The following is a 21,691-nucleotide window of genomic DNA, read 5'->3' as shown; positions in this document are numbered from 1 at the left end:
CGATGGTCACGGCCTGTCCATCTCCCCGGTCGCGTCGGGCTGCGCGTCGGCGGCCCTGGCGGCTGCCGCCTGTCGGGCCGCCTCGGCGTCGCGCAGGTCCTGCCGGCGCTGCACGTACGCCTCGGTGCCCTTGCTGGGCTTGCGGCGGCGCGGCGGCGCGGTGACGCCCGGGGCGAGCTTGCGCGCGGAGACCAGGAACGCGGTGTGCGCGATCATCCGGTGGTCGGGGCGGACGGCGAGGCCCTCGGCGTGCCAGTCGCGCACCAGCGACTCCCAGGCGCGGGGCTCGGTCCAGCCGCCGCGTTCGCGCAGCGCCTCGACGAGTTCGGAGAGCTGGGGCGTGGTGGCGACGTAGCCGATGAACACGCCGCCGGGCACCAGTGCCCGCTCGACCATGTCGAGGGTCTCCCAGGGGGTGAGCATGTCCAGGATGATCCGGTCGAAGCCGGTCTCCTGGCACTGCGCGACGTCGCCGACGTGCAGGTTCCAGGAGGGGTGCGGCCCGTTGAAGAACGCCTCGACGTTGCGCTTGGCGATCTGGGCGAAGTCGTCGCGCAGCTCGAACGAGTGCAACTCCCCCTCGGTGCCGACGGCGCGCAGCAGCGAGCAGCTGAGCGCGCCGGAGCCGGCGCCGGCCTCGAGGACCTTCGCGCCGGGGAAGATGTCGCCCATCGCCACGATCTGCGCCGAGTCCTTCGGGTAGATCACCTGGGCGCCGCGCGGCATGGACAGCACGTAGTCCGAGAGCAGCGGGCGCAGCGCCAGGAAGGCGGTGCCGCCGCCGGAGGTGGTCACCACGCTGCCGTCGGGCAGCCCGATCAGCGCGTCGTGCGCCAGGATGCCGCGGTGGGTGTGGAACTCCTTGCCGGGCTCCAGCGTCACGGTGTGCATCCGCCCCTTGGGGTCGGTCAGCTGCACGCGGTCGCCGGGCCGGAACGGGCCACGGTGCACGGGTGTCAGCGCTCCGGGGGCGGTGTCGGCGGCGACGGTGGAGGGAGTTGCGGTCACGATGTCATCTTCCGGTTGGGTTCGAGGAGCTGTGCCAGGTCCCCGATGTGCAGAATGCCGACGACATCTTCGCCTGACGTCACCACGTACTGCGCGCCCGGGTGGGTCTGCACGGCCTCCATCACCCGTTCGCCGTCGAGCCCGACCGGCAGGGTGGGGAGACCGGCCAGCGCGCGGGCGACGGCGTCCACCGCCAGCCAGGGTCGACGCTCGGCGGGGACGGCCGCGGCGGCGGCCGGGTCGACGAGCGCCACGGGGTGACCTGTGGAGTCGGTGACCAGCAGCGCGGCGGTGGGCTGCCCGCCCTCGGCGCGGCGGCGCTGGGCCTCGGACAGTGGTGTGCCGGTGGGCACCGGCCAGATCGGCCGCGCCAGCCGGGACAGGTCGATCAGCGGGAACCGTCGGCCGACCCGCGCGGCCCGGATCGACTGCCCGGCGCCGCGCCAGAGCGTGACGGCGACCAGCAGCATCAGCGGCAGCGCCACCGGCGCCAGCTGGTCGGCCAGGGTCAGCAGGCCGACCAGGGCGGCGGTGCCGACGGCGACGACGCGGCCCGCCCAGCCGGCGACCTCGGTGCCACGGTGCCGGTCGCGGGTGAGACCCCACACGGCGGCGCGCAGGGCACGCCCGCCGTCCAGCGGCAGCCCGGGGAGGATGTTGAACACCGCGACGATGACGTTGCTCAGGGCGAGCTGGAAGGCGAGCTGGTGGGCCACGGTGCCCTGGGGCAGGGCCACGGTGGCGGCGACCGCCAGGACGCCGAGCACCGCGGAGACCGCCGGGCCGGCGAGCGACACCAGCAGGTCGACCTTGGGCGTCGGGGCGTCCCGGTCCATCTCGGTGTACCCGCCGAGCAGTTCCAGGGTGATCCCGCGCACACCGATGCCGTAGCGGCGGGCGGTGAGCGCGTGACCCAGCTCGTGCAGCAGCACCGAGCCGAGCAGTGACACCACGAACCCGAAGCCGATCAGGTAGCCGCTGACCTGCGGCAGGTCCAGTTGCCGGCGGGCGAACTCGGCGTAGAGCACGGCGACCAGCACGGCGAGCAGGAGCATCGAGGCGTTGAGGTGCAGCGGCACCCCGAGCACCCGGCCGACGCTCAGACCGGGTCGCCGGTCGGACCGACGCGGCGGCGGGGATGTCTGCTCCATCGCACCGATGCTACGGACCGGCCCGGCGTGGGGCGGGCGGCGGGCGGTGTCACACCGGTGCCCTAACCTTTGCGGACATGACGGCGGAACCGGTCACCACCCCCCAGTCCTCCTCCCCGGCGCAGACGCCGACGACGGTGCGGGCCTCGCTGTCCCCGTCGCGGGCGGCGGATTTCAAGACCTGCCCGCTGCTCTACCGGTTCCGCAGCATCGACCGGCTGCCGGAGCGGACGACAGTCGAGCAGGCGCGGGGCACGCTTGTGCACGCGGTGCTGGAGCGGCTGTTCGACCTGCCCGCGCAGGGCCGCACACCGGCCGCGGCCGGTGACCTGGTGGCTCCCCAGTGGGACCGGCTGGTCACCGAGCAGCCGGAGCTGGCCGGGATCTTCGACGGCGCCGAGCCGGCCGGCCCGGTGGAGTTCCTGCGCTCCGCGGCGGGGCTGCTGGAGGGCTACTTCGCCGTGGAGGATCCGACCCGACTGGAGCCGGCCGAGCGGGAGAGCCTGATCTCCGCGGTGGTCGACGAGGAGCTGCTGATCCGGGGCTATCTCGACCGGCTCGACGTCGCCCCGGACGGCGCGCTGCGGGTGGTCGACTACAAGACCGGCGGCGCTCCCCGGGAGGCGTTCGAGGCCCGTGCGCTGTTCCAGCTGAAGTTCTACGCGCTGGTGCTGTGGCGCACCCGGGGGGTGGTGCCCCGGGTGCTGCGCCTGCTCTACCTGCGCGACGCGGAGGTGTTGGACTACACCCCGGACGCCGACGAGCTGGTCCGCTTCGAGCGCACGGTGGTGGCGCTGTGGCGGGCGATCGAGCAGGCCACCGCCCGACAGGACTTCCGGCCCCGTCCGAGCAAGCTGTGCGACTGGTGCAGTCACCAGGCGCTCTGCCCCACCTTCGGCGGGACCCCGCCGCCGTTCCCGGTCGCGGCGGCGAACGCCGATCCGCTGCGCGACGCCCGATCCGCTCCGGTGGTGCCCGGCGCCGACGACTGACCCGGCCCGAGCGACGCGTACGCGCGGCGCGGCGACCCGGGCCGCCGGGATCGCACGCCGACGCCCGGGGGCCCGACCGCAGCGGTGCCGCAGCGGTCGGGACAGTTCGACGGGCCGGCCTCTACGGTGATCCGCGACGCACCGGCTCCGGTACGCGAGGATGACCGGTGCGCGCCACGACGTCGGCGGGACGGGAGACGAGATGAGCGATCAGGCGCCCTCGGCGCGGCCGGTACGGATCCTGCTCGCCGACGACCAGCCGCTGCTGCGCACGGGCTTCCGGATGGTGCTGGGCGCCGAGAGCGACCTGGACGTGGTGGCGGAGGCCGGCGACGGCGTGGAGGCGGTGGAGCTGTCCCGTCGGCTGCTGCCCGACGTCGTGCTGATGGACATTCGGATGCCCCGCATGGACGGGGTGGCGGCGACCCGGGCGATAGTCGACGCCCGCCTGCCGGTGCGGGTGCTGGTGCTGACCACGTTCGACCTGGACGAGTACGTGGTGGGCGCGTTGCGGGCCGGTGCCAGCGGGTTCCTGGCCAAGGACGTGCCGGCCGAGGATCTGATCGCGGCGATCCGCACGGTGGCCGGCGGGGACGCGGTGGTCGCGCCACGGATCCTGCGGCGGCTGCTGGAACGCTTCGCCGACCTGCTGCCGGACCCGGCGGCGACACCGTCGCCGGCGCTCAGCGCGCTCACCGACCGGGAACGCGAGGTGCTGGTGCAGGTGGCCCGGGGGTTGTCCAACGCCGAGATCGCCGCGGTGCTGTCGGTGAGCGAGACCACCGTCAAGACCCACGTCGGGCACCTGCTGACCAAGCTGCGGCTACGCGACCGGGTGCAGGCGGTCGTGCTGGCGTACGAGTCGGGTCTGGTCCGCCCGCGGGCGTAGTGGCCGCGCGGCGGATACCCCACCCGGCGTACTCGAAGATCCCTCCGTGGGGGGACGGCCCTGTTGCCGTGGTCACCTACCGTGACCGTAGGTGGCTCGGCGCGGTTGACCCTCCTGTGGCGTGAGGGGGAAGTGTCGTGTCCGGCGGTGTTTCGCCGGTCGGGAAACCTGTCGACCGGCCGTCGGGTCAGGGGCAACCCTGATGCGGCATGGGGGTGCACCCGCAGCGGGAAATCCGCGCCGGGTCCCCCCGTGGGCGGACAAGGCGGGCCCGAGCAGCGCCGATGATGGAACAGTCGCGCCGGACCATCGGGGGGCGGCGTGAGATACGGACAGACGGAAGAGGTAGATGACGTGACCGCGACGGTAGGCCAGCAGGCGCAGGCCGCGGCCCGGGCGAACGACGTGTGGAAGGTGTACGGCAGCGGCGAGGCTCAGGTCATCGCGCTGCGGGGGGTCAGCGCGGAGTTCGAACGTGGCCGCTTCACCGCGATCATGGGCCCGTCGGGTTCCGGCAAGTCGACGCTCATGCACTGCCTGGCCGGTCTGGACTCGGTGACCCGGGGGACGGTGTCGATCGGTGCGACGACTGTCACCGGGCTGGGCGACTCGGGGCTGACGAAGCTGCGCCGGGACAAGGTGGGCTTCATCTTCCAGCAGTTCAACCTGCTGCCGACGCTCACCGCGAAGGAGAACATCCTGCTGCCGTTGTCGATCGCCGGGCGCAAGCCGGACCCGGCCTGGTACGACACGGTGATCAAGACGGTGGGCCTGCAGGACCGGTTGGACCACCGGCCGGCGCAGCTCTCCGGCGGTCAGCAGCAGCGGGTGGCGTGCGCGCGGGCCCTGGTGTCCCGCCCCGAGGTGATCTTCGCGGACGAGCCGACCGGCAACCTGGACTCGCGCTCCGGCGCGGAGGTGCTCGGCTTCCTGCGCAACTCGGTGCGTGAGCACAACCAGACCATCGTCATGGTCACCCACGACCCGACCGCCGCGGCGTACGCCGACCGGGTGGTCTTCCTCGCCGACGGGCAGATCGTCTCGGAGTTGATCGAGCCGACCGCCGAGACGGTGCTGGACACCATGAAGAAGCTGGACGCTCCGGCTGAGGTGGGCAACTGATGTTCCGGGCGACACTCAAGAGTCTGCTGGCCCGCAAGGTCCGGCTGATCCTGTCGGGGCTGGCGGTGGTGCTCGGGGTCATGTTCGTCTCCGGCGCGTTCGTGTTGACCGACACGCTGGGCCGCTCCTTCGACTCCGTCTTCGCCGACGGCTTCTCCGAGATCGACGTGAACGTCGCGGCGAAGCCGAAGGTCGAGGTCAACGAGATGGAGGGCGAGCAGACCGCCGCTCCGCTGCCGGCCGCCGTGGTGGACCGGGTCAAGCAGGTGCCGGGGGTGGCCTCGGCCACCGGGATCGTCAACGCCGACGGCGCCCGGGTGATCGGCAGCAACGGCAAGGTCGTCACGTCGTTCGGTCCGCCGCAGCTGGGCGAGAACTGGATCGGCGAGAGCGACCTGATGCAGCTGCGGGAGGGGCGCGCGCCGCAGGCCGAGAACGAGATCGTCCTCAACAAGGCCTTGGCCACGACGGCGAAGGTGCAGGTCGGTCAGAAGGTCGGTGTGCTCACCGCGTTCGAGTCGAAGAAGCGGGACTTCACGCTCGTCGGCATCATGGGCTACAGCGGTGACCGGGACTCGATCGGCGGGGTCAACGAGGTCTTCTTCACCACGCCTGTCGCGCAGCGGCTGATGCTGGGCGAGCCGGACACGTTCAGCAGCATCACGCTGCGCGCCGCCGACGGCGTCTCGGACGAGACGCTGCGCGACGACGTGGCCCGCAACCTGGGCGCGGACTTCGACGTGAAGACCGGCGAGCAGGTGGCCGCGGACGCCTCGGCCAGCCTGAAGGAGGGCCTGTCCTTCTTCAACAAGATCCTGCTCGGCTTCGCCGCGGTGGCGCTGCTGGTGGGCACCTTCCTGATCCTCAACACCTTCTCGATCATCGTGGCGCAGCGCACCCGGGAGTTGGCGCTGATGCGCGCGATCGGGGCCAGCGGCCGGCAGATCATCGGCTCGGTGGTGCTGGAGGCCATCGCGGTCGGTTTGATCGCGTCGGTGCTCGGCCTGGCGGCCGGCATCGGGGTGGGGGCGCTGCTGGCGTTCCTGTTCGGCAAGTTGGCCGGTGGGCTGACCCTGGCCGGGATCGGTGTGCCGGCGGCCGCGGTGATCGGGTCGTTCGGCGTCGGTCTGGTGATCACCGTGGTGGCGGCGCTGTTGCCGGCGCTGCGGGCATCCCGGATCCCGCCGATCGCCGCCATGCAGGACGTGGCCACCCCGGACCGGCCACTGACCAAGGTCACGGTGGCCGGGGCGGTCGTCACCGGCATCGGCGCGGTGCTGCTCTTCCTGGGGCTCAGCGGCAACGCGGGTGGTCAGACCCTGTCCACCATCCTGGGTGGGGTGCTGTTCGCCTTCATCGGCGTGGCGCTGCTGACGCCGCTGATCAGCCGGCCGGTGGTGAGCCTGCTCGGGGCGATCTTCTCCTGGTCGGTGCCGGGCAAGCTGGGCCGGCTGAACTCGGGGCGCAACCCGCGCCGCACCGCGATCACCGCGGCCGCGCTGATGGTCGGCATCGCGCTGGTCACCGGCGTCACGGTGATCCTCGACTCGGCCAAGGGCAGCATCAGCGCCCTCGCCCAGGACACCATCAAGGCCGAGCTGGTGATCTCCGGGCAGCAGGGCGGTCCGCGTCCGCCGAGCTTCGACCCGGGCGTCCTGGACAAGGCCAAGGCCCTGCCCGGCGTGCGGATGGTCGATGGCGAGTACGGCGACATGGGCCGGATCGACGGCGAGAGCACGTGGGTGGCGGCGAGCAGCGACATCGCATCGCTGCGGCAGATCTTCGGCGCGAAGGCCACCGCCGGCGACATCGACCGGCTCGGGCCGACCCAGATGCTCGCCAGCTCCGACACCGCCACGTCCCGTGGCTGGTCGGTCGGCTCGACAGTCAACGTGCAGCTGACCCGGGGCGAGGCCCGGACGTACACGATCAGCGGCATCTACGAGTCGTCGCAGCTGACCAACCCGGTGACGTTGCCGGCGACCGCGGCGAAGGACTTCGCCATCCCGCAGCCCATCCAGGGGTTCATCCAGCTCGCGCCGGGCACCCAGGTGGCCGACGTGCAGCCGCAGGTGGAGACGCTTCTCGCGGACAGCCCCGAGGTGTCGGTGGCCGACCGGGACGCGTTCATCAAGCAGCAGACCAGTTCGCTCGACGGGCTGCTCACGATGATCCAGATCCTGTTGGCGCTGGCCATCGTGATCGCCGTCCTGGGCATCATCAACACCCTCGCGCTGTCGGTGCTGGAGCGGACCCGGGAACTGGGCCTGCTGCGGGCCATCGGCCTGCGCCGCGGGCAGACCATGGGCATGATCACGGTCGAGGCGGTGGTGATCTCCGTGTTCGGCGCGCTGCTGGGCGTGGCGGTCGGCAGCGGCCTCGGCGCCGCAGTCGTCGAGGCACTCAAGGACGAGGGCATCACCGACCTGATCCTGCCGTGGGGGCAGATGGGCGTCTTCCTCGGTCTCGCCGCGATCATCGGGGTGGTGGCCGCGGTGCTCCCCGCCGTGCGGGCGGCCCGGATCAACGTCCTGGGCGCGATCGCCCACGACTGACCGCGCCACCGAGGCCCCCGACCGCCGTTGCGCGGTCGGGGGCCTCGGCCGTCCGGGCTGGCCGATTCGTCCCCGTCGGTCGCGCGCGGCTGCCAGGCTGGTCGGGCCGGCACGGCGTCGGCCCGCCCACGAGTCGCGGCGGCCGAGACCCGGGACGGACGACATGACCGACGAGGACGCGTACCAGCGCGCGCTCGCGACCGCCGAGCGACTGCTCGGTCAACCGCTCGTGCTGCCCCTGGGCGACGGCGAGCCCTCCGTGGGCGAGGAGTTCCGCCGCCTGGCAACCCTGCAGACCTTCGGCGAGGCATGGCCCCGAACGGGTTTGGACCTGCGCAGCCGCAGCCTGGTGTCCGTGGCGATCGCCGCAACCCTCGGCACCCACGAACCGCTGCGTGGCCAACTCCGCATCGCCCTGCAGTCGGGGGTGACCAGGGAGGAGATCGTCGAACTGTTCATCCACCTGGCCGCCTACGCGGGGGCGGCGCGGGCGTTCGACGGCTACCAGGTGGTCGCGGCGGTCTTCGCCGAGCGTCCCTGAACCGCGCCGGCCCGGCTCAGCCGCTCGCGCCGGCCCGGTCGGCCGCCAGGGCCGCGAGCAGCTCCAGGTCCACCCCGGTCAGGCTCTCCACCTGGTGTACGCCGGTCAGGCTGGGCAGCGGCACCTCGGCGGGTACGGCCACCACGGCAGCGCCGGAGGCGCGCGCGCTGGCCACCCCGGTCGGTGAGTCCTCGATCGCCACACACCGCTCGATCGGCACACCCAGCAGCCTCGCCGCGGTCAGGTAGGGCTCCGGGTGGGGCTTCGCGGCGACCACCTCGTCACCGGCGACCACCACGTCGAAGTTGTCCCGCACCAGGGTGTCCAGGGCGATCTCGACAAGCGCCCGGGGGCTGGAGGTGACGAGCGCGGTGGGGATTCCCGCCGCGCGGACCGCGCGCAGCAGGTCGAACGCCCCCGGCCGCCAGCGCAGACCGGTGCGGAACAGCTCCAGGATCCGGGCGTTGATCCACGCCGCGCTGACGTCCGGATCCCGTTCCGGCTGTCCCAGATCGTCGTGCAGGATACGCATCGACTCGGCCATGGCGGTGCCGATGATCGCCCGGCGGGCGTCGGCGGAGAGGTCACCGCCGTACTCGCGGGCCAGCTCCTGCAACGCGACGTCCCACAGCTTCTCGCTGTCGACCAGGGTGCCGTCCATGTCGAAGAGCACGGCGGCGGGGTGATGGCTGCTCAGCGGATCCTCCAGGGTCGTGGCCGACACCGGCGATCCTGCCAGCACGGACCGTCGCCGGTGGCGGCAACGGGCGCCCGGGTGATCCGGGCAACCCCGCTCAGCCCAGGTCGCACTCCTTCAGCGAGCGCTCGTAGCCGCGGAAGAACATGTCGGTGCGCTGCTCGGCGGTGCCGTGCGCGCCCTCGGCGAACCACGGCTGGTCGGGGTCGTCGCCGACGGCCGCCACCCCCTCCCGGAACTCGTCCAGGTCGCCCTCGGCGAGACTCAGGTCGCCGGAGCGCACCGAATCGCCGAGGTACGCCCCGGCCATGCAGTCGGCCTGCAACTCCTGCTGGATGGTGAAGCTGTAGTTGATGCCGAGGCGCACCTGGATGCCGTGGGCGTACTCGTGGCCGAGCAGGTAGAACACGAACGCGTCACCGACCTCGCGGAACGCCGCGACCGACCAGGCGACGTCGTACGCGATGAAGTCGCCCTGCGAGCAGTAGACCGCGTTGTTGCGGGGCAGCGGCTGCCCGCCGCAGGAGACCTCGCCGGCCCGCTGGTACGGGGTGACCCGCCGGATGGGTGCGAAGCGCTTCCCGGACGCCTTGAACTGGGCCGCCCAGTAGCGCTCGGCGACCGCCTGCGCGTCGGCGACGTCCTGCTTGAACTCGGCCACGCTTGTGGTGCTGTCGGCGCGGGTGGCGCTCGGCCCCGGCGAAGCTGCCGACGGGTTCGCCCCCGGGCGTTCGCCCTCCGGCTCGGCCAGCCCACCGCCGGCGCAGGCGAGTGACACCAGCGCGGCGACCAACAGGCCGGCCAGTGGTCCCCGGGCGTCGCGTCCTGACCATGCCCCCACGGTGCCTCCCCAGACATCGGCGCTCAGGCTGTGCGTTACCCCGACGGTACGACCGCCACGCCCACCGGATGCACGCACGACCGGGCCGGACGGTTCACGGGCCGGCGCCGGGCCGCCACAATGACCCGGGGCGGACGGGACCGTCCGGCGAGGAGGGCGACGTGCACGTGTTGGGCAGCCGCCGACGTAGCCAGCCGGCCCCGGCGCATGTCGTGTGGCGGTCGCTGCGTGACCCGTACGAGGCGGGCGCTCGCCCCTGGCTGGAGCTGCGCGACGACGAGGTGCCGCCCCGGGTGGTGGCGGGCTACGCGCCGGTGCTGCTGGTGTGGTCGTCACTGTGGCCGCACCGGCCGCTGGACCGGATCCGCTTCGACGTGACGCACGGATCACCCGGCGGGGACTGCACGCTGCGCTGGACCCTGACCACCGAGGCGGACCTGCCGAGCGAGAGCACCCTCGGCTACCTGCGCCACCGCCTCAACTACCTGATCAACGACCGCCTCCGCCTCTCCTACGGTCAGTGACCCTCATCCGCTGGAATCGCGTCCGCGCTGCCAGGTGTCGCCCTGGTCAGCGTGCCGCTCGGCCTCATACCGCTGCCGGCGCACCCGAGCGTCCCACCCCGCCCAACCCCCGCCCCACCTAGTCGATCATGAAGTTATTGCGCCGACACGCCGGCATCGAGGGCAATAACTTCATGATCAACCAGGGATGGGGTGGGGTTGGTGTCCGGGTGGGCGGGGTGGGTTCGACGTTTCTGGTGACGCCGGCCCGGTCCGGGCGGTGCGCTTGTCAGAAGGGGGCAGCGGTGTGAAGTACATGATCTTGCTTTACGGGTCGCAGCAGGACTATGACGTGCTGTCGGGGCGGGCAACCGATCGGCCGGTCATGTCCGCCGAGCAGATCGCGGCCATGCACCAGCACATGGAGACGTTCCACCAGGCGCTCGCCGAGTCCGGGGAGCTGGTCGACGCGCGGGGTCTCAGTGAGCCGGTGCACGCCCGCCGCGTGCAGGTACGCGACGGGGCGTCCGTGGTGACCGACGGCCCGTACCCGGAGACGCAGGAGGTCCTGGCGGGCTACACGATCGTGGAGTGCGCCAGCTTCGACCGGGCCACCGAGATCGCCGCCGGCCTGGTCGACCCGGACACCCCCGGCGCGTACGTGGACGTGCGGCCGGTGCTGGACGGCGTCGAGGACCTGGTCGGCTGACCGGTGCCGGCAACGCCCGCCGAGAACCTGCTGCGCGAGTTGGCGCCGCAGGTCCTCGGCGCGCTGGTCCGCCGCTACGGGCACTTCGACACCGCCGAGGACGCGGTGCAGGAGGCGCTGATCGCGGCGGCGGACGGTTGGCCGCGCGACGGCGTACCGGACAATCCCCGGGGGTGGCTGATCACCGTCGCGTCCCGGCGGCTGACCGACCTGCTCCGGCGCGACCAGGCACGGACGCGGCGGGAGGAGACGGTGGCGCGGTGGGTGCTGCCGGAGCAGTGGCGGGCGCCGGCCGCCGACCGGCCGGCGGCGGCGGACGCGGACGACACGCTCGTGCTGCTGTTCCTGTGCTGCCACCCGGCGCTGACCCCGGCGTCGCAGATCGCGCTCACGCTGCGCGCGGTGGGCGGGTTGAGCACCGCCGAGGTGGCCCGCGCGTTCCTGGTGCCGGAGGCGACGATGACCCGGCGGATCAGCCGGGGCAAGCAGCGCATCCGCGACAGCGGCCTCCGGTTCGCGCCGCCGACGCCCGCGGAGCGCGCCGACCGGGTCGCCGCGGTGCTGCACGTGCTCTACCTGGTCTTCACCGAGGGGTACGCGCGGACCGCCGGCCCGGGGTTGCTGCGCGCCGACCTGACCGCCGAGGCGATCCGACTGACGCGGCTGGTGCACCGGCTGCTGCCCGACGACCCCGAGGTCGCGGGGCTGCTCGCGTTGATGCTGCTCACCGACGCCCGCGCGCCGGCGCGGATCGGCGCGCACGGCGAGTTGGTGCCGATGGCCGAGCAGGATCGCCGCCGGTGGCGGGCCGACCAGATCGCCGAGGGGGTCGCCCTGATCACCGGGGCACTGCCGCGCGGGGTCGTCGGGCCGTACCAGCTCCAGGCCGCCATCGCGGCGGTGCACGACGAGGCGCCCACCGCGGCGGCCACCGACTGGGCGCAGATCACCGCCCTGTACGAGGTGCTGCTCGGCCTGTCCGACAATCCGGTCGTGGCGCTCAACCACGCGGTGGCGGTGGCCATGAGCCGGGGCGCGCCGGCTGGTCTGGCGCTGCTTGCCGACCTGGCCGACGACGTCCGGTTGGCCGACGATCCGCGGCTGCCGGCCGCCCGCGCCCACCTGTGGGAGCGGGTGGGTGAGCGGGTCGCGGCACGGGAGGCGTACCGGATGGCGGCGGCACGCTCGACGAACCTGGCGCAGCAGCGCTACCTGAACGCCCGCGCGGACCGTCTCGCGGACGACCCGCCGGGCTGAGCCGGCAGGGCCGTGCGGGTCAGGGGCTGGCGGCCAGGAAGACGAACGCGGCAAGCAGCACCAGGTGCACGCCGCCCTGCAACACGTTGGCCCGGCCCGGCACGACGGTCAGCACGGCGGTCACGGCGGTGAGGGCGAGCAGCGCGAGCTGGGTGCCGCCGAGGCCGAGCAGCAGCGGGCCGTCCAGCCAGATCGAGGCGACGGCGATGGCCGGGATGGTCAGGCCGATGCTTGCCATCGCCGAGCCGAGGGCGAGGTTGAGGCTGATCTGCACCCGGTCCCGGCGGGCGGCGCGGGCGGCGGCCAGAGTCTCCGGCAGCAGCACCAGCAGGGCGATGATCACGCCGACGAACGCGTGCGGCAGGTTCGCGGCCGCCACGCCGGCCTCGATGGTCGGTGAGACGGTCTTGGCGTCGCCGACCACCGCGACAAGCGCCACCAGCAGCAACCCGAGGCTGACCAGCGCCGCGCGGGTGGTCGGCGGCCTGGCGTGCTCCTCCGCGTCGATCACCCGGCCCTGGCTGTCGACCGGCAGGAAGTAGTCGCGGTGCCGGCCGGTCTGCACCAGCACGAACAACCCGTAGAGCGCCAGCGACGCGACGGCGGCGAACGTGAGCTGGGCCGGGCTGAACTGCGGGCCGGGTCGGGCCGTGAACGTCGGGATGACCAGACTCAACGTGGCCAGGGTGATCACGGTCGCGAGGGCCCCGCCGGTGCCCTCGGGATTGAACACGGCCACGCGTCGGCGCAGCGCCCCGAGCAGGAGGGAGAGGCCGAGGATCCCGTTACAGGTGATCATGACGGCGGCGAAGACGGTGTCCCGGGCGAGCGACTGGGTCTTCTCCGGCCCGCTGATCATCAGCGTGACGATCAGGGCCACCTCGATGACGGTGACCGCGACGGCGAGCACCAGCGAGCCGTACGGCTCCCCCACCCGGTGGGCGACCACCTCGGCGTGGTGCACGGCGGCGAGCACGGCGCCGCCCAGCAACGCGGCGACCACCACGACGACGGGGGCGGGAAGGTCTCGTCCCCACGTCACGAGCAACACCAGCACGGCGAGCACGGGTACGGCGACGGTCCAGTCGAGCAGGCGGGATCGAAGCTGGGCTGGCATGCCGTCAAGAGTGCCAGCTGACGTGATCATGCGCCCACCATCGACGCAGCGGCACCCAAACCCGTAACCCATGGGTTACGCTTCCGGCGTGGACGAGGTGGCCACCGCGATCGCGGACCCGGTGCGGCGGCGCATCCTGACCATGCTGCGCGACGCGCCGCTGGCCGCCGGCGAGATCGCCCAACGGTTCGCCATCAGCCGACCCGCCGTCAGCCGCCACCTGCGGGTGCTGCGGGAGAGCGGACTGGTCCGCGACGAGGTGGTCGGCCGCCGCCGGATCTACCGGCTCGACCCCGGCCCACTCGCCGCACTTGCCCACTGGCTCGCCGAGTTCACCGCACCGCAGAGGTGGGAGCAGCGCCTCGACGCGCTGGAGACCGAGGTCCATCGAACCCGCCGGGAACGCCGCGCCCGCGGCCCGGCAGAGCATCGAACGGAGCACGTCGCATGACGCGTACACCCGCGGGACGCCTGTTTCGCACCGCCACCGGCCACGATCTCGTCCTCACCCGCATGTTCCGTGCCCCGGCGGCGGACGTGTGGGCGAGCCTGACCGAGTCGGAGCGTACGGCCCGTTGGTTCGGCCCGTGGGAGGGCGACGCCGGGCCCGGCCGGACCATCCGGGTCCAGATGGCGTACGAGGAGGAGCTGCCCTGGTGCGAGGTCCACATCGACGCGTGCGACCCGCACCGGCGCCTCGCCGTGTCGATGACCGACAGCTACGGCACCTGGCTGCTGGAGTTCGCGCTGACCGAGGCCGACGGCACCACCGGGTTGCGCTTCGTGCAGCACCTCACCAGCGTGGAGGGCATCGCCGAGGTGGGCGCCGGCTGGGAGTACTACCTGGACCTGTTCGTCGCCGCGCGGGACGGCTCACCCCGACCGGAGTTCGACGAGTACCACCCCGCCATGACGCCCTACTACGAGGCGCTGGCCGCCGCCGAGGCCGCGCCACACGCCTAGGGGCCGGCCTCGCGGCGCAGCGCCGCGAACTCCGCCGTGAGCGCCGGCAGCGGGAAGTGCGCGTTCAGGCCGCTGGGGTTGGGCAGCACCCAGACCCGGGCCGGGCCGAGCCGCTCCGGCTGCGGACCCAGCCCGGCCTTCGGCCGGACGAACGCGATCCGGTACGCGGTCACCCCGAGAATCGCCACCCACCGTGGCCGGTGTCGCTCCGCCTTGACCGCCAGCCCGGTCACGCCGGCCACCAGCTCGGCGGAGGTCAGCTCGTCGGCACGGGCGGTGGCCCGGTTGCTCAGGCTGGTGATGCCCAGCCCCTGGCGCAGCAGCTCGGCGCGCTCCCACGGGCGCAGCTCCCGGTCGGTGAAGCCGGCGCCGTGCAGGGCCGGCCAGAAGCGGCTGCCCCGGCGCGCGAAGTGCTCCCCCACCGCCGCCGAGTAGAGGCCCGGGTTGAAGCCGCAGAAGAGCACCCGCAGGCCGGGACCGATCACGTCCACCAGGCCGCGACCGGCCGCGGCCGCGACCTCGTGGCGGGTCGGCGGCCGCCAGGGCTGCGCCGCGCCCGCGTCCACCCCACCGATCCTGCCGTACGCCCCGACGCGCGTCCCGACCTGCGCACAACGCGAACGCGCCCCACCCGGTGCGCGCCGGTGATCACGACTTGACACCCTGAACGGATGAACAGCACCGACCACCTCGCCGCCAGCCGCTACGCGCGGATGCGCTGGAACACGCCGCTGTCGGAGGAGCACGCCGCCCTGCTGCTGCGACGACTCGACGTACGCCCCGGCGCGCGCGTGCTCGACCTGGGCTGCGGCTGGGGCGAGCTGCTGCTGCGCGCCGTCGCCGCGGGCGGCGTGACGGGCCCGGTCGCGACGAGGGGTGTCGGTGTGGACACCGACGAGGCGGCCCTCGCCCGGGGACGCAGGCTCACCGCCGAGAGGTCGCTGAACCGGCACGTCGCCTTCGTGATGGGCGAGGCGGCGGCCTGGCACGAGCCGGCCGACCGGGTCCTGTGCATCGGCTCGGCGCACGCCTTCGGCGGCACCGGGGCGGCTCTCAACGCGCTCGCCGGCGTGGTCCGTCCGGGTGGGCGACTGCTGTTCGGCGAGGCGTACTGGCAGCGTGACCCCACGACGGAGGCCGAGCAGATCTTCGGCACGGAGGTCACCGATCTCGCGGGCCTCGTCGAGGCCGCGCGCGAGCGGGGCTGGCGGCTGCTGCACCTGAGCACCGCCGATCAGCGCGAGTGGGACGACTTCGAGTCCACCTGGCTCGCGGGGCGGCAGGAGTGGCTGCTGACGTACCCCGAGGATCCCCGCGCGGACCAGGTCCGCGCGGAGCTCGACGACCGGCTGCGCCAGTACGTGGGTGGCTACCGCGACGTCCTCGGCCTCGCGTACCTCGTCCTCGGTCGCTGACCCCGCTGGCGGAAGCTCGCCCGTTCGGCCCACCGACCCCGCCCCGGTGGGGAAGAGTGCTGACGAGAACTGTCGTCGACGGCCGGGCGGTGGCACGGCGTCGTGGCGTGCGGAGGTGCGGATGAGCGGCACGACCCCGACCGGGCCCGTCAGCAACGTCGTCCTCGTGCACGGCGCGTACGCCGACGGCTCCTCCTGGTCCGACGTCATTCCCCTCCTGCACCGGGCCGGGTTGACGGTCACCGCGGTGCAGAACCCGCTGACCTCCCTGGCCGACGACGTGGCGGCCACCAACCGCGCTCTCGACCGGCAGGACGGGCCGACGGTGCTGGTGGGCCACTCCTGGGCGGGCACGGTCATCAGCGAGGCCGGCAACCATCCCGCGGTCACCGCCCTGGTGTACGTCGCCGCCCGCGCGCCGGACGCCGGGGAGGACTTCACGGCGCTCGCGGCGCGGTTCCCCACCCCGCCGGCGAACGCCGGGCTCGTGCACGACGACGGCTTCGCGCAGCTCAGCGAGCAGGCGTTCCTCGACGACTTCGCCGGCGGCGTCGAGGAGTCCCGGGCGCGTTCTCTCTACGCCGCGCAGGGGCCGATCGCCGGGGACCTGTTCGCGGGCCGCACGACTGTCGCGGCCTGGCGGAACCGCCCCTGCTACTACTCCGTCTCCACGGCGGACCGGACCACCGCGCCCGAGCTGGAGCGGTTCCTGGCCGAGCGGATGGACGCGACGACGATCGAGGTGGACTCCTCGCACCTCGCCATGGTCACGCACCCCGAGACGATCGCCGACCTCATCCTCATGGCGACCCGGGGCACTCGCGGTCCCGCCACGGACAGCCGGAGCTGACCAGCGCGACGCCGGCGCCCACCGTCAGGTCAGGGCGCACGCGGTGCCGCAGTACGGGCAGTGCGCCCGCTTGGCGTTCGAGGTGACCTCGACGTCGCAGCGTGGGCACCTGCCGTTCTCCCACAGACCCTGATCCGGGCCCAGTTCCCCGCCGTAGTGGTCGCGATCGGGCCAGGCGACAAGCTCGACGTCGAGGCCCGGGTCGACATCGTCCTCGTACCAGGTGACGTTGGCCAGGGTCAGCGCCGTCCGCATGCCGTACGCCTCCTGCTCGAAGTGCGGTAGGACACGCCGCAGGACGTCGACCAGCTCACGGACCGGCAGCGCCGCGAGGTGCCCGGCGAGCCGCTCCCGATCTTCGTCGGTGGACATACGGCCGACCCTACGTCCCGCCCCGACGCCGGCGCTGACCGTGCCACGGTGCGTCCCTGGCCGGGGCGGGTGGGCTTGACGGGGCCCAGACATCGGAGGTTTACTGCGTCAGCGATGCGAGTCGATGCACGCCGACCGTCCACTGAGGTTGGTCGGGGTCATCGGCTGGCCAATCGCACGTTCACCACCGCTCCACATCACCGCACCACATCACCGCACCATCTCAGCCGAGCATCGGCGGCCCGGCTTCCGCACCACCGCCACCGTGGCCCCGGCGTGCCCTCGTGCACACCTTCGGGGTCGACGCTCAGCAGAGGAGCAACACCATGCGTTCCCGTCCCCGTCTATTGGCCCTCGTCACCGGCCTGGCCGTGATGATGGCCGGTCTGGTCGCACTGCCGACCACCGCCTCGGCGGCACCGCTGACCAAGGTCCTCGTGTTCAGCAAGACCGCAGGCTTCCGCCACTCGGCCATTCCCAACGGCATCGCCGCCATCCAGCAGCTCGGCGCCGCGAACGGCTTCAGCGTGACCGCCACCGAGGACGCCGGCCAGTTCACCACCTCCAACCTGGCCCAGTACCAGGCGGTGGTCTTCATGTCGACGACCGGCGACGTCCTCAACGCCAGCCAGCAGACGGCCTTCGAGTCGTACATCGGGTCCGGTGGTGGGTACGTCGGCGTGCACGCCGCCGCCGACACCGAGTACAGCTGGCCGTGGTACGGCCAGCTCGTCGGGGCGTGGTTCGACTCGCACCCGGCGATCCAGACGGCGACCGTGAAGATCGAGGACCGGACCAACCCGTCGACGGCTCACCTGCCCGCCACCTGGTCCCGCTCCGACGAGTGGTACAACTACCGCACCAACCCCCGCTCCACCGCGCGGGTCCTCGCCAGCCTCGACGAGTCGTCCTACAGCGGCGGCAACATGAACGGCGACCACCCGATCACCTGGTGCAAGACGGTCGGCGGCGGACGGGCCTGGTACACGGGTCTCGGGCACACCGAGGCGTCGTACACCGACCCGAACTTCACCCGGATGCTGCTCGGCGGCCTGCAGGTCGCCGCGGGTTCGGTGAGCGCCAACTGCTCGCCGGGGACGACGCCGACCACCCCGCCGCCGACGACGGCCCCGCCGACCACCGCGCCGCCGACCACGCCCCCGCCGACGACGGCCCCGCCGACCACCCCGCCGCCCGCCGCCACCGGTTCCACCCTGCGGGCTCGCGCCAACAACCAGTACGTCAGCGCACCCAACGCCACCACCCCGCTGATCGCCAACAAGACCTCCGCCGGCACCAGTGAGCGGTTCGAGGTGGTCAACCTCGCCAACGGCAACGTCGCGCTGCGCGCCAAGAGCAACGGGCAGTTCGTCGCGGCGGAGAACGCCGGGGCGTCCGCGCTGATCGCCAACCGGGCCACCGCCGGCGCGTGGGAGACGTTCCAGCTGATCCGTAACTCCGACGGCACGGTGAGCCTGCGAGCCACCGTGAACAGCCGGTACGTGGCCGCCGACAACGGAGGCTCCTCCCCGCTGATCGCCAACCGGACCTCCATCGGTCAGTGGGAGAAGTTCGACTTCGTCACCAACTGACCGCTCCGCGGCTAGCTCTCCACCACCTCACCTGGCCGTGGTGCGCCCCCGCACGCCCCGGCCCTGGTCGTCGAGAAAGGACGATCATGCTTTCGAACCCCCGGCGCTGGTCCCGGGCACTCGTCGCTGCGGTAACCACCGCCGCGAGTGTGGCCCTGGCCGTGGCCGCGCCCTCCACCGCTCAGGCGGTGGTCATCCCGGCCTCCGACTATCAGCAGGTCAAACTCGCCACCGGCTCGGCCGAGCTGGGTGAGGCCATGTCCCTGGCCGTCCTGCCCAACCGCTCGGTGCTGCACACCGCCCGCAACGGCGTCCTGCGGGTCACCGACGTGAACGGCAACACCAAGACCTCCGCCACCCTGTCCGTCTACACGCACGACGAGGAGGGGTTGCAGGGCGTCGCCGTCGACCCCAACTTCGCCACCAACCGGTGGATCTACCTGTACTACTCGCCCACGTTGAGCACCCCGTCCGGGGACGCCCCGACCACCGGCTCGCAGTCGGACTGGGACCGGTGGAAGGGGCACCTCAACCTGTCCCGGTTCACCCTCAACAGCGACGACACGGTGAACCTGAGCAGCGAGAAGGTCGTGCTCCAGGTCAACAACGACCGTGGGCAGTGCTGCCACGTCGGCGGTGACCTGGACTTCGACAGCGCCGGCAACCTGTACCTGACCACCGGCGACGACACCAACCCGTTCGAGTCGTCCGGGTACGCGCCGCTGGACGAGCGGACCAACCGCAACCCGCAGTTCGACGCCCAGCGCTCGGCGGGCAACACCAACGACCTGCGGGGCAAGGTGCTGCGGATCAAGCCGCAGGCGGACGGGACGTACACCATCCCGTCGGGCAACCTGTTCGCGCCCGGCACGGCCAACACCCGTCCGGAGATCTACGCGATGGGTCTGCGCAACCCGTTCCGGATGAGCGTCGACAAGGCGACAGGCGTGGTCTACGTCGGCGACTACGGCCCCGACTCCGGGTCCACGAACTCCAGCCGTGGCCCCTCCGGCCAGGTCGAGTTCAACCGCATCACGGCACCGGGCAACTTCGGCTGGCCGTACTGCACCGGCAGCAACACCAGCACGGAAACATACAACGAATACACCTTCCCGTCCGGGCCGTCGCAGTCGAAGTACAACTGCACCGGCGGGCCGACCAACAACTCGTTCCGCAACACCGGTCTCGGCACGCTGCCCGCGGCGAAGCCGGCCTGGATCAAGTACGCCGGTGACTCCGGATCGCCGTCGGAGTTCGGCAGCGGCTCCGAGTCGCCCATGGCCGGGCCGGTCTACCGTTACGACGCCTCGCTCAACTCAAGCGTCAAGTTCCCGCAGTCGCTCAACGGCCTGTTCTTCGCCGGCGAGTACGGCCGTCGCTGGATCAAGCCGATCGCGATCAACGCCGACGGCTCGCGCGGGGAGATCTCCAGCTTCCCGTGGAGCGGCACGCAGGTCATGGACATGGCCTTCGGCCCGGACGGCGCGCTCTACGTGCTCGACTACGGCACCGGCTCGAACAACCAGGCGCTGTTCCGGATCGAGTACATCGGTGGCGGCAACCGCAACCCGATCGCGGTGGCCTCGGCCAACCCGACCTCGGGGTCGAACCCGCTGACGGTCAACTTCTCGTCGGCCGGCAGCTCCGACCCGGAGGGTGGGGCGCTGAGCTACCTGTGGACGTTCGGCGACGGCACCACGTCGACGGCGGCCAACCCCACCAAGACGTACACCACCAACGGCACCTTCTCCCCCACCCTGAAGGTCACCGACCCGACCGGCCTGTCCGGCACGGCGAGCCTGGTCGTCACCGTGGGGAACACCGCGCCGACGGTGACGCTGACCTCGCCCGTGGACGGGCAGTTGTTCAGCTTCGGTGACACGGTGTCGTACCAGATCTCGGTGAGCGACCCGCAGGACGGCACGATCGACTGCTCCAAGGTGAGCCTGACCTACGCGCTGGGCCACGACAGCCACGCGCACCAGATCACCTCGAAGAACGGGTGCAGCGGCTCCATCACCGTCCCGACCGACGGGGAGCACGACTCCGCGGCCAACATCTACGGGGTCTTCGACGCGGCCTACACCGACAACGGTGGGCTCACCACGCACAGCATCAGGACCCTCCAGCCGAAGCACCGGCAGGGTGAGCACTTCAGCGCCCAGTCCGGCGTGCAGGCGACCGACCACACCAACGCCGAGGGTGGCCGGACGGCCGGGTTCATCGAGAACAACGACTGGATCTCGTACCAGCCGTACAACCTGGCCAACGCGACCCGGTTCACGGCGCGGGTCTCCTCGGCCGGCGCCGGCGGCACCATCGAGGTCCGCACCGGGTCCGCCACCGGCACCCTGCTCGGCACCGCCACGGTGCCGGTGACCGGTAACTGGGAGACCTTCGTCGACGTCTCGGCGGCCATCAGCAACCCGCCGACCGCGTCGACCACGCTGTACCTGGTGTTCAAGGGCGGCTCGGGCAACCTGTTCGACCTCGACGCGTTCACCTTCACCACCGGCACCACCACCCCACCCACCGGGGGGATCACGCTGCGGGCGCAGGTCAACAACCAGTACGTGTCGGCCGTCGGCACCAACCCGCTGATCGCCAACAAGGCGAGCGTCTCGACGACCGAGCAGTTCGACCGGGTGGACGCCGGCAACGGCAACATCGCCCTGCGCTCGCGCGCCAACGGGCTGTACGTCTGCGCTGACAACGCGGGCGCCAACCCGTTGATCGCGAACCGTACGACGATCGGCCCGTGGGAGACCTTCCAGATCATCAACAACTCGGACGGGACGATCGGCCTGCGGGCTCTGGCCAACAACCAGATCGTGGCCGCCGAGAACGCCGGGGCGGGCGCGTTGATCGCCAACCGCACGTCCGTCGGGTCCTGGGAGAGGTTCGTCCTCACCACCAGCTAGGCGGCGCTACCCGGCCTGGTCGGCGGCCGGGCCGTGAAACGGCGGAAGTCCGGGGCGGACGGTGCACACCGTCCGCCCCGGCTTCTTTCTGAGACCAGTCCCCACAGGCGATAGTGAAGGATTCTCAGACACGGCGGAGCGCGTTCCGCAGTCAGGCAACCGTCACCGACCGTACGCGACAGGACCACTGGGGATC

Annotated in this window: 20 protein-coding genes and 1 pseudogene; 14 read left to right on the top strand and 7 right to left on the bottom strand. The window is 72.2% G+C overall.

Annotated features, from left to right (window positions below):
- Nucleotides 1-6: 6 nt before the first annotated feature.
- Both MILUP08_RS17195 and MILUP08_RS17190 read right to left on the bottom strand, forming a co-directional pair.
- The gene (locus tag MILUP08_RS17195; RefSeq protein ID WP_007459900.1) at nucleotides 7-1,008 is read right to left on the bottom strand and encodes a tRNA (adenine-N1)-methyltransferase; all 1,002 of its coding nucleotides are present in this window, start codon (nucleotides 1,006-1,008) and stop codon (nucleotides 7-9) included.
- Complete coding sequence (locus MILUP08_RS17190; protein WP_237747262.1) at nucleotides 1,005-2,063, bottom strand: site-2 protease family protein; 1,059 nt, start codon at nucleotides 2,061-2,063, stop codon at nucleotides 1,005-1,007. The genes MILUP08_RS17195 and MILUP08_RS17190 overlap by 4 nt, the downstream gene beginning before the upstream one ends.
- A 173-nt stretch (nucleotides 2,064-2,236) precedes the next feature.
- On the opposite strand from MILUP08_RS17190, the gene MILUP08_RS17185 reads away from it, so the two are divergent.
- The 5 genes from MILUP08_RS17185 to MILUP08_RS17165 all read left to right on the top strand — a co-directional run bounded on the left by MILUP08_RS17185 (nucleotide 2,237) and on the right by MILUP08_RS17165 (nucleotide 8,258).
- A complete protein-coding gene (locus MILUP08_RS17185; protein ID WP_007459897.1) occupies nucleotides 2,237-3,151 on the top strand; it encodes a RecB family exonuclease in 915 nt (304 codons plus the stop codon).
- A 202-nt stretch (nucleotides 3,152-3,353) separates the two neighbouring features.
- Complete coding sequence (locus MILUP08_RS17180; RefSeq protein ID WP_007459896.1) at nucleotides 3,354-4,040, top strand: response regulator; 687 nt, start codon at nucleotides 3,354-3,356, stop codon at nucleotides 4,038-4,040.
- A 354-nt stretch (nucleotides 4,041-4,394) separates the two neighbouring features.
- Entirely contained in the window at nucleotides 4,395-5,162 is a 768-nt protein-coding gene (locus tag MILUP08_RS17175; RefSeq protein ID WP_007459894.1) for an ABC transporter ATP-binding protein, read from the top strand.
- Nucleotides 5,162-7,717 carry an ABC transporter permease gene (locus tag MILUP08_RS17170; RefSeq protein WP_007459891.1) on the top strand — a complete coding sequence of 852 codons (2,556 nt, stop codon included), beginning with the start codon at nucleotides 5,162-5,164 and terminating at the stop codon, nucleotides 7,715-7,717. The genes MILUP08_RS17175 and MILUP08_RS17170 overlap by 1 nt, the downstream gene beginning before the upstream one ends.
- Nucleotides 7,718-7,880: 163 nt before the next feature.
- Nucleotides 7,881-8,258, top strand: coding sequence for a carboxymuconolactone decarboxylase family protein (locus MILUP08_RS17165; protein ID WP_007459890.1), 378 nt, complete (start codon nucleotides 7,881-7,883; stop codon nucleotides 8,256-8,258).
- Nucleotides 8,259-8,274: 16 nt separating this feature from the next.
- Here MILUP08_RS17165 and MILUP08_RS17160 read toward each other — a convergent pair whose 3' ends face one another.
- The gene (locus MILUP08_RS17160; protein WP_039908208.1) at nucleotides 8,275-8,931 is read right to left on the bottom strand and encodes an HAD family hydrolase; all 657 of its coding nucleotides are present in this window, start codon (nucleotides 8,929-8,931) and stop codon (nucleotides 8,275-8,277) included.
- Between the two features lie 121 nt (nucleotides 8,932-9,052).
- The gene (locus tag MILUP08_RS17155) at nucleotides 9,053-9,796 is read right to left on the bottom strand and encodes a neutral zinc metallopeptidase (protein ID WP_007459886.1); all 744 of its coding nucleotides are present in this window, start codon (nucleotides 9,794-9,796) and stop codon (nucleotides 9,053-9,055) included.
- A gap of 161 nt (nucleotides 9,797-9,957) precedes the next feature.
- Here MILUP08_RS17155 and MILUP08_RS17150 point away from each other — a divergent pair, with 161 nt between their 5' ends.
- From MILUP08_RS17150 to MILUP08_RS17140, 3 genes are all read left to right on the top strand, one after another.
- A complete protein-coding gene (locus MILUP08_RS17150; RefSeq protein WP_007459884.1) occupies nucleotides 9,958-10,320 on the top strand; it encodes a hypothetical protein in 363 nt (120 codons plus the stop codon).
- A 295-nt stretch (nucleotides 10,321-10,615) separates the two neighbouring features.
- The gene (locus tag MILUP08_RS17145) at nucleotides 10,616-11,008 is read left to right on the top strand and encodes a YciI family protein (RefSeq protein ID WP_237747105.1); all 393 of its coding nucleotides are present in this window, start codon (nucleotides 10,616-10,618) and stop codon (nucleotides 11,006-11,008) included.
- 3 nt (nucleotides 11,009-11,011) lie between these two features.
- Nucleotides 11,012-12,265 carry an RNA polymerase sigma factor gene (locus MILUP08_RS17140; RefSeq protein WP_007459878.1) on the top strand — a complete coding sequence of 418 codons (1,254 nt, stop codon included), beginning with the start codon at nucleotides 11,012-11,014 and terminating at the stop codon, nucleotides 12,263-12,265.
- A 19-nt stretch (nucleotides 12,266-12,284) separates the two neighbouring features.
- Here MILUP08_RS17140 and MILUP08_RS17135 read toward each other — a convergent pair whose 3' ends face one another.
- Nucleotides 12,285-13,382 (bottom strand): calcium:cation antiporter, encoded by a 1,098-nt coding sequence (locus tag MILUP08_RS17135; RefSeq protein ID WP_039906166.1) that lies wholly within the window; start codon nucleotides 13,380-13,382, stop codon nucleotides 12,285-12,287.
- Between the two features lie 88 nt (nucleotides 13,383-13,470).
- On the opposite strand from MILUP08_RS17135, the gene MILUP08_RS17130 reads away from it, so the two are divergent.
- The gene (locus MILUP08_RS17130; protein ID WP_202805221.1) at nucleotides 13,471-13,833 is read left to right on the top strand and encodes an ArsR/SmtB family transcription factor; all 363 of its coding nucleotides are present in this window, start codon (nucleotides 13,471-13,473) and stop codon (nucleotides 13,831-13,833) included.
- Nucleotides 13,830-14,345, top strand: a complete 516-nt coding sequence (locus MILUP08_RS17125; RefSeq protein WP_007459872.1) for an SRPBCC family protein — start codon at nucleotides 13,830-13,832, stop codon at nucleotides 14,343-14,345. The genes MILUP08_RS17130 and MILUP08_RS17125 overlap by 4 nt, the downstream gene beginning before the upstream one ends.
- Here MILUP08_RS17125 and mug read toward each other — a convergent pair.
- Nucleotides 14,342-14,911, bottom strand: a complete 570-nt coding sequence (gene mug, locus MILUP08_RS17120) for a G/U mismatch-specific DNA glycosylase (protein WP_007459870.1) — start codon at nucleotides 14,909-14,911, stop codon at nucleotides 14,342-14,344. The genes MILUP08_RS17125 and mug overlap by 4 nt on opposite strands.
- A gap of 105 nt (nucleotides 14,912-15,016) precedes the next feature.
- On the opposite strand from mug, the gene MILUP08_RS17115 reads away from it, so the two are divergent.
- Together MILUP08_RS17115 and MILUP08_RS17110 are read left to right on the top strand one after the other, a co-directional pair.
- Nucleotides 15,017-15,760: an SAM-dependent methyltransferase gene (locus MILUP08_RS17115; protein ID WP_007459868.1), complete on the top strand. Its 744-nt coding sequence runs from the start codon at nucleotides 15,017-15,019 to the stop codon at nucleotides 15,758-15,760.
- Between the two features lie 121 nt (nucleotides 15,761-15,881).
- Entirely contained in the window at nucleotides 15,882-16,610 is a 729-nt protein-coding gene (locus tag MILUP08_RS17110; protein ID WP_007459867.1) for an alpha/beta fold hydrolase, read from the top strand.
- Between the two features lie 24 nt (nucleotides 16,611-16,634).
- Here MILUP08_RS17110 and MILUP08_RS17105 read toward each other — a convergent pair whose 3' ends face one another.
- The gene (locus MILUP08_RS17105) at nucleotides 16,635-16,982 is read right to left on the bottom strand and encodes a hypothetical protein (protein ID WP_007459866.1); all 348 of its coding nucleotides are present in this window, start codon (nucleotides 16,980-16,982) and stop codon (nucleotides 16,635-16,637) included.
- 374 nt (nucleotides 16,983-17,356) lie between these two features.
- Here MILUP08_RS17105 and MILUP08_RS37545 point away from each other — a divergent pair.
- Both MILUP08_RS37545 and MILUP08_RS17095 read left to right on the top strand, forming a co-directional pair.
- A pseudogene (locus MILUP08_RS37545) lies at nucleotides 17,357-18,085 on the top strand (ThuA domain-containing protein); the annotation flags it as partial.
- A 575-nt stretch (nucleotides 18,086-18,660) separates the two neighbouring features.
- A complete protein-coding gene (locus MILUP08_RS17095; RefSeq protein WP_007459864.1) occupies nucleotides 18,661-21,495 on the top strand; it encodes a PQQ-dependent sugar dehydrogenase in 2,835 nt (944 codons plus the stop codon).
- The last annotated feature ends 196 nt before the right edge of the window (nucleotides 21,496-21,691 follow it).

Origin of the sequence: Micromonospora lupini str. Lupac 08 (assembly GCF_000297395.2) — a bacterium.
GTDB classification, from domain to species: Bacteria; Actinomycetota; Actinomycetes; order Mycobacteriales; family Micromonosporaceae; genus Micromonospora; species Micromonospora lupini.
The sequence above is the reverse complement of the archived record's forward strand: the minus strand, read 5'-3'. Positions and strand labels throughout refer to the sequence as shown.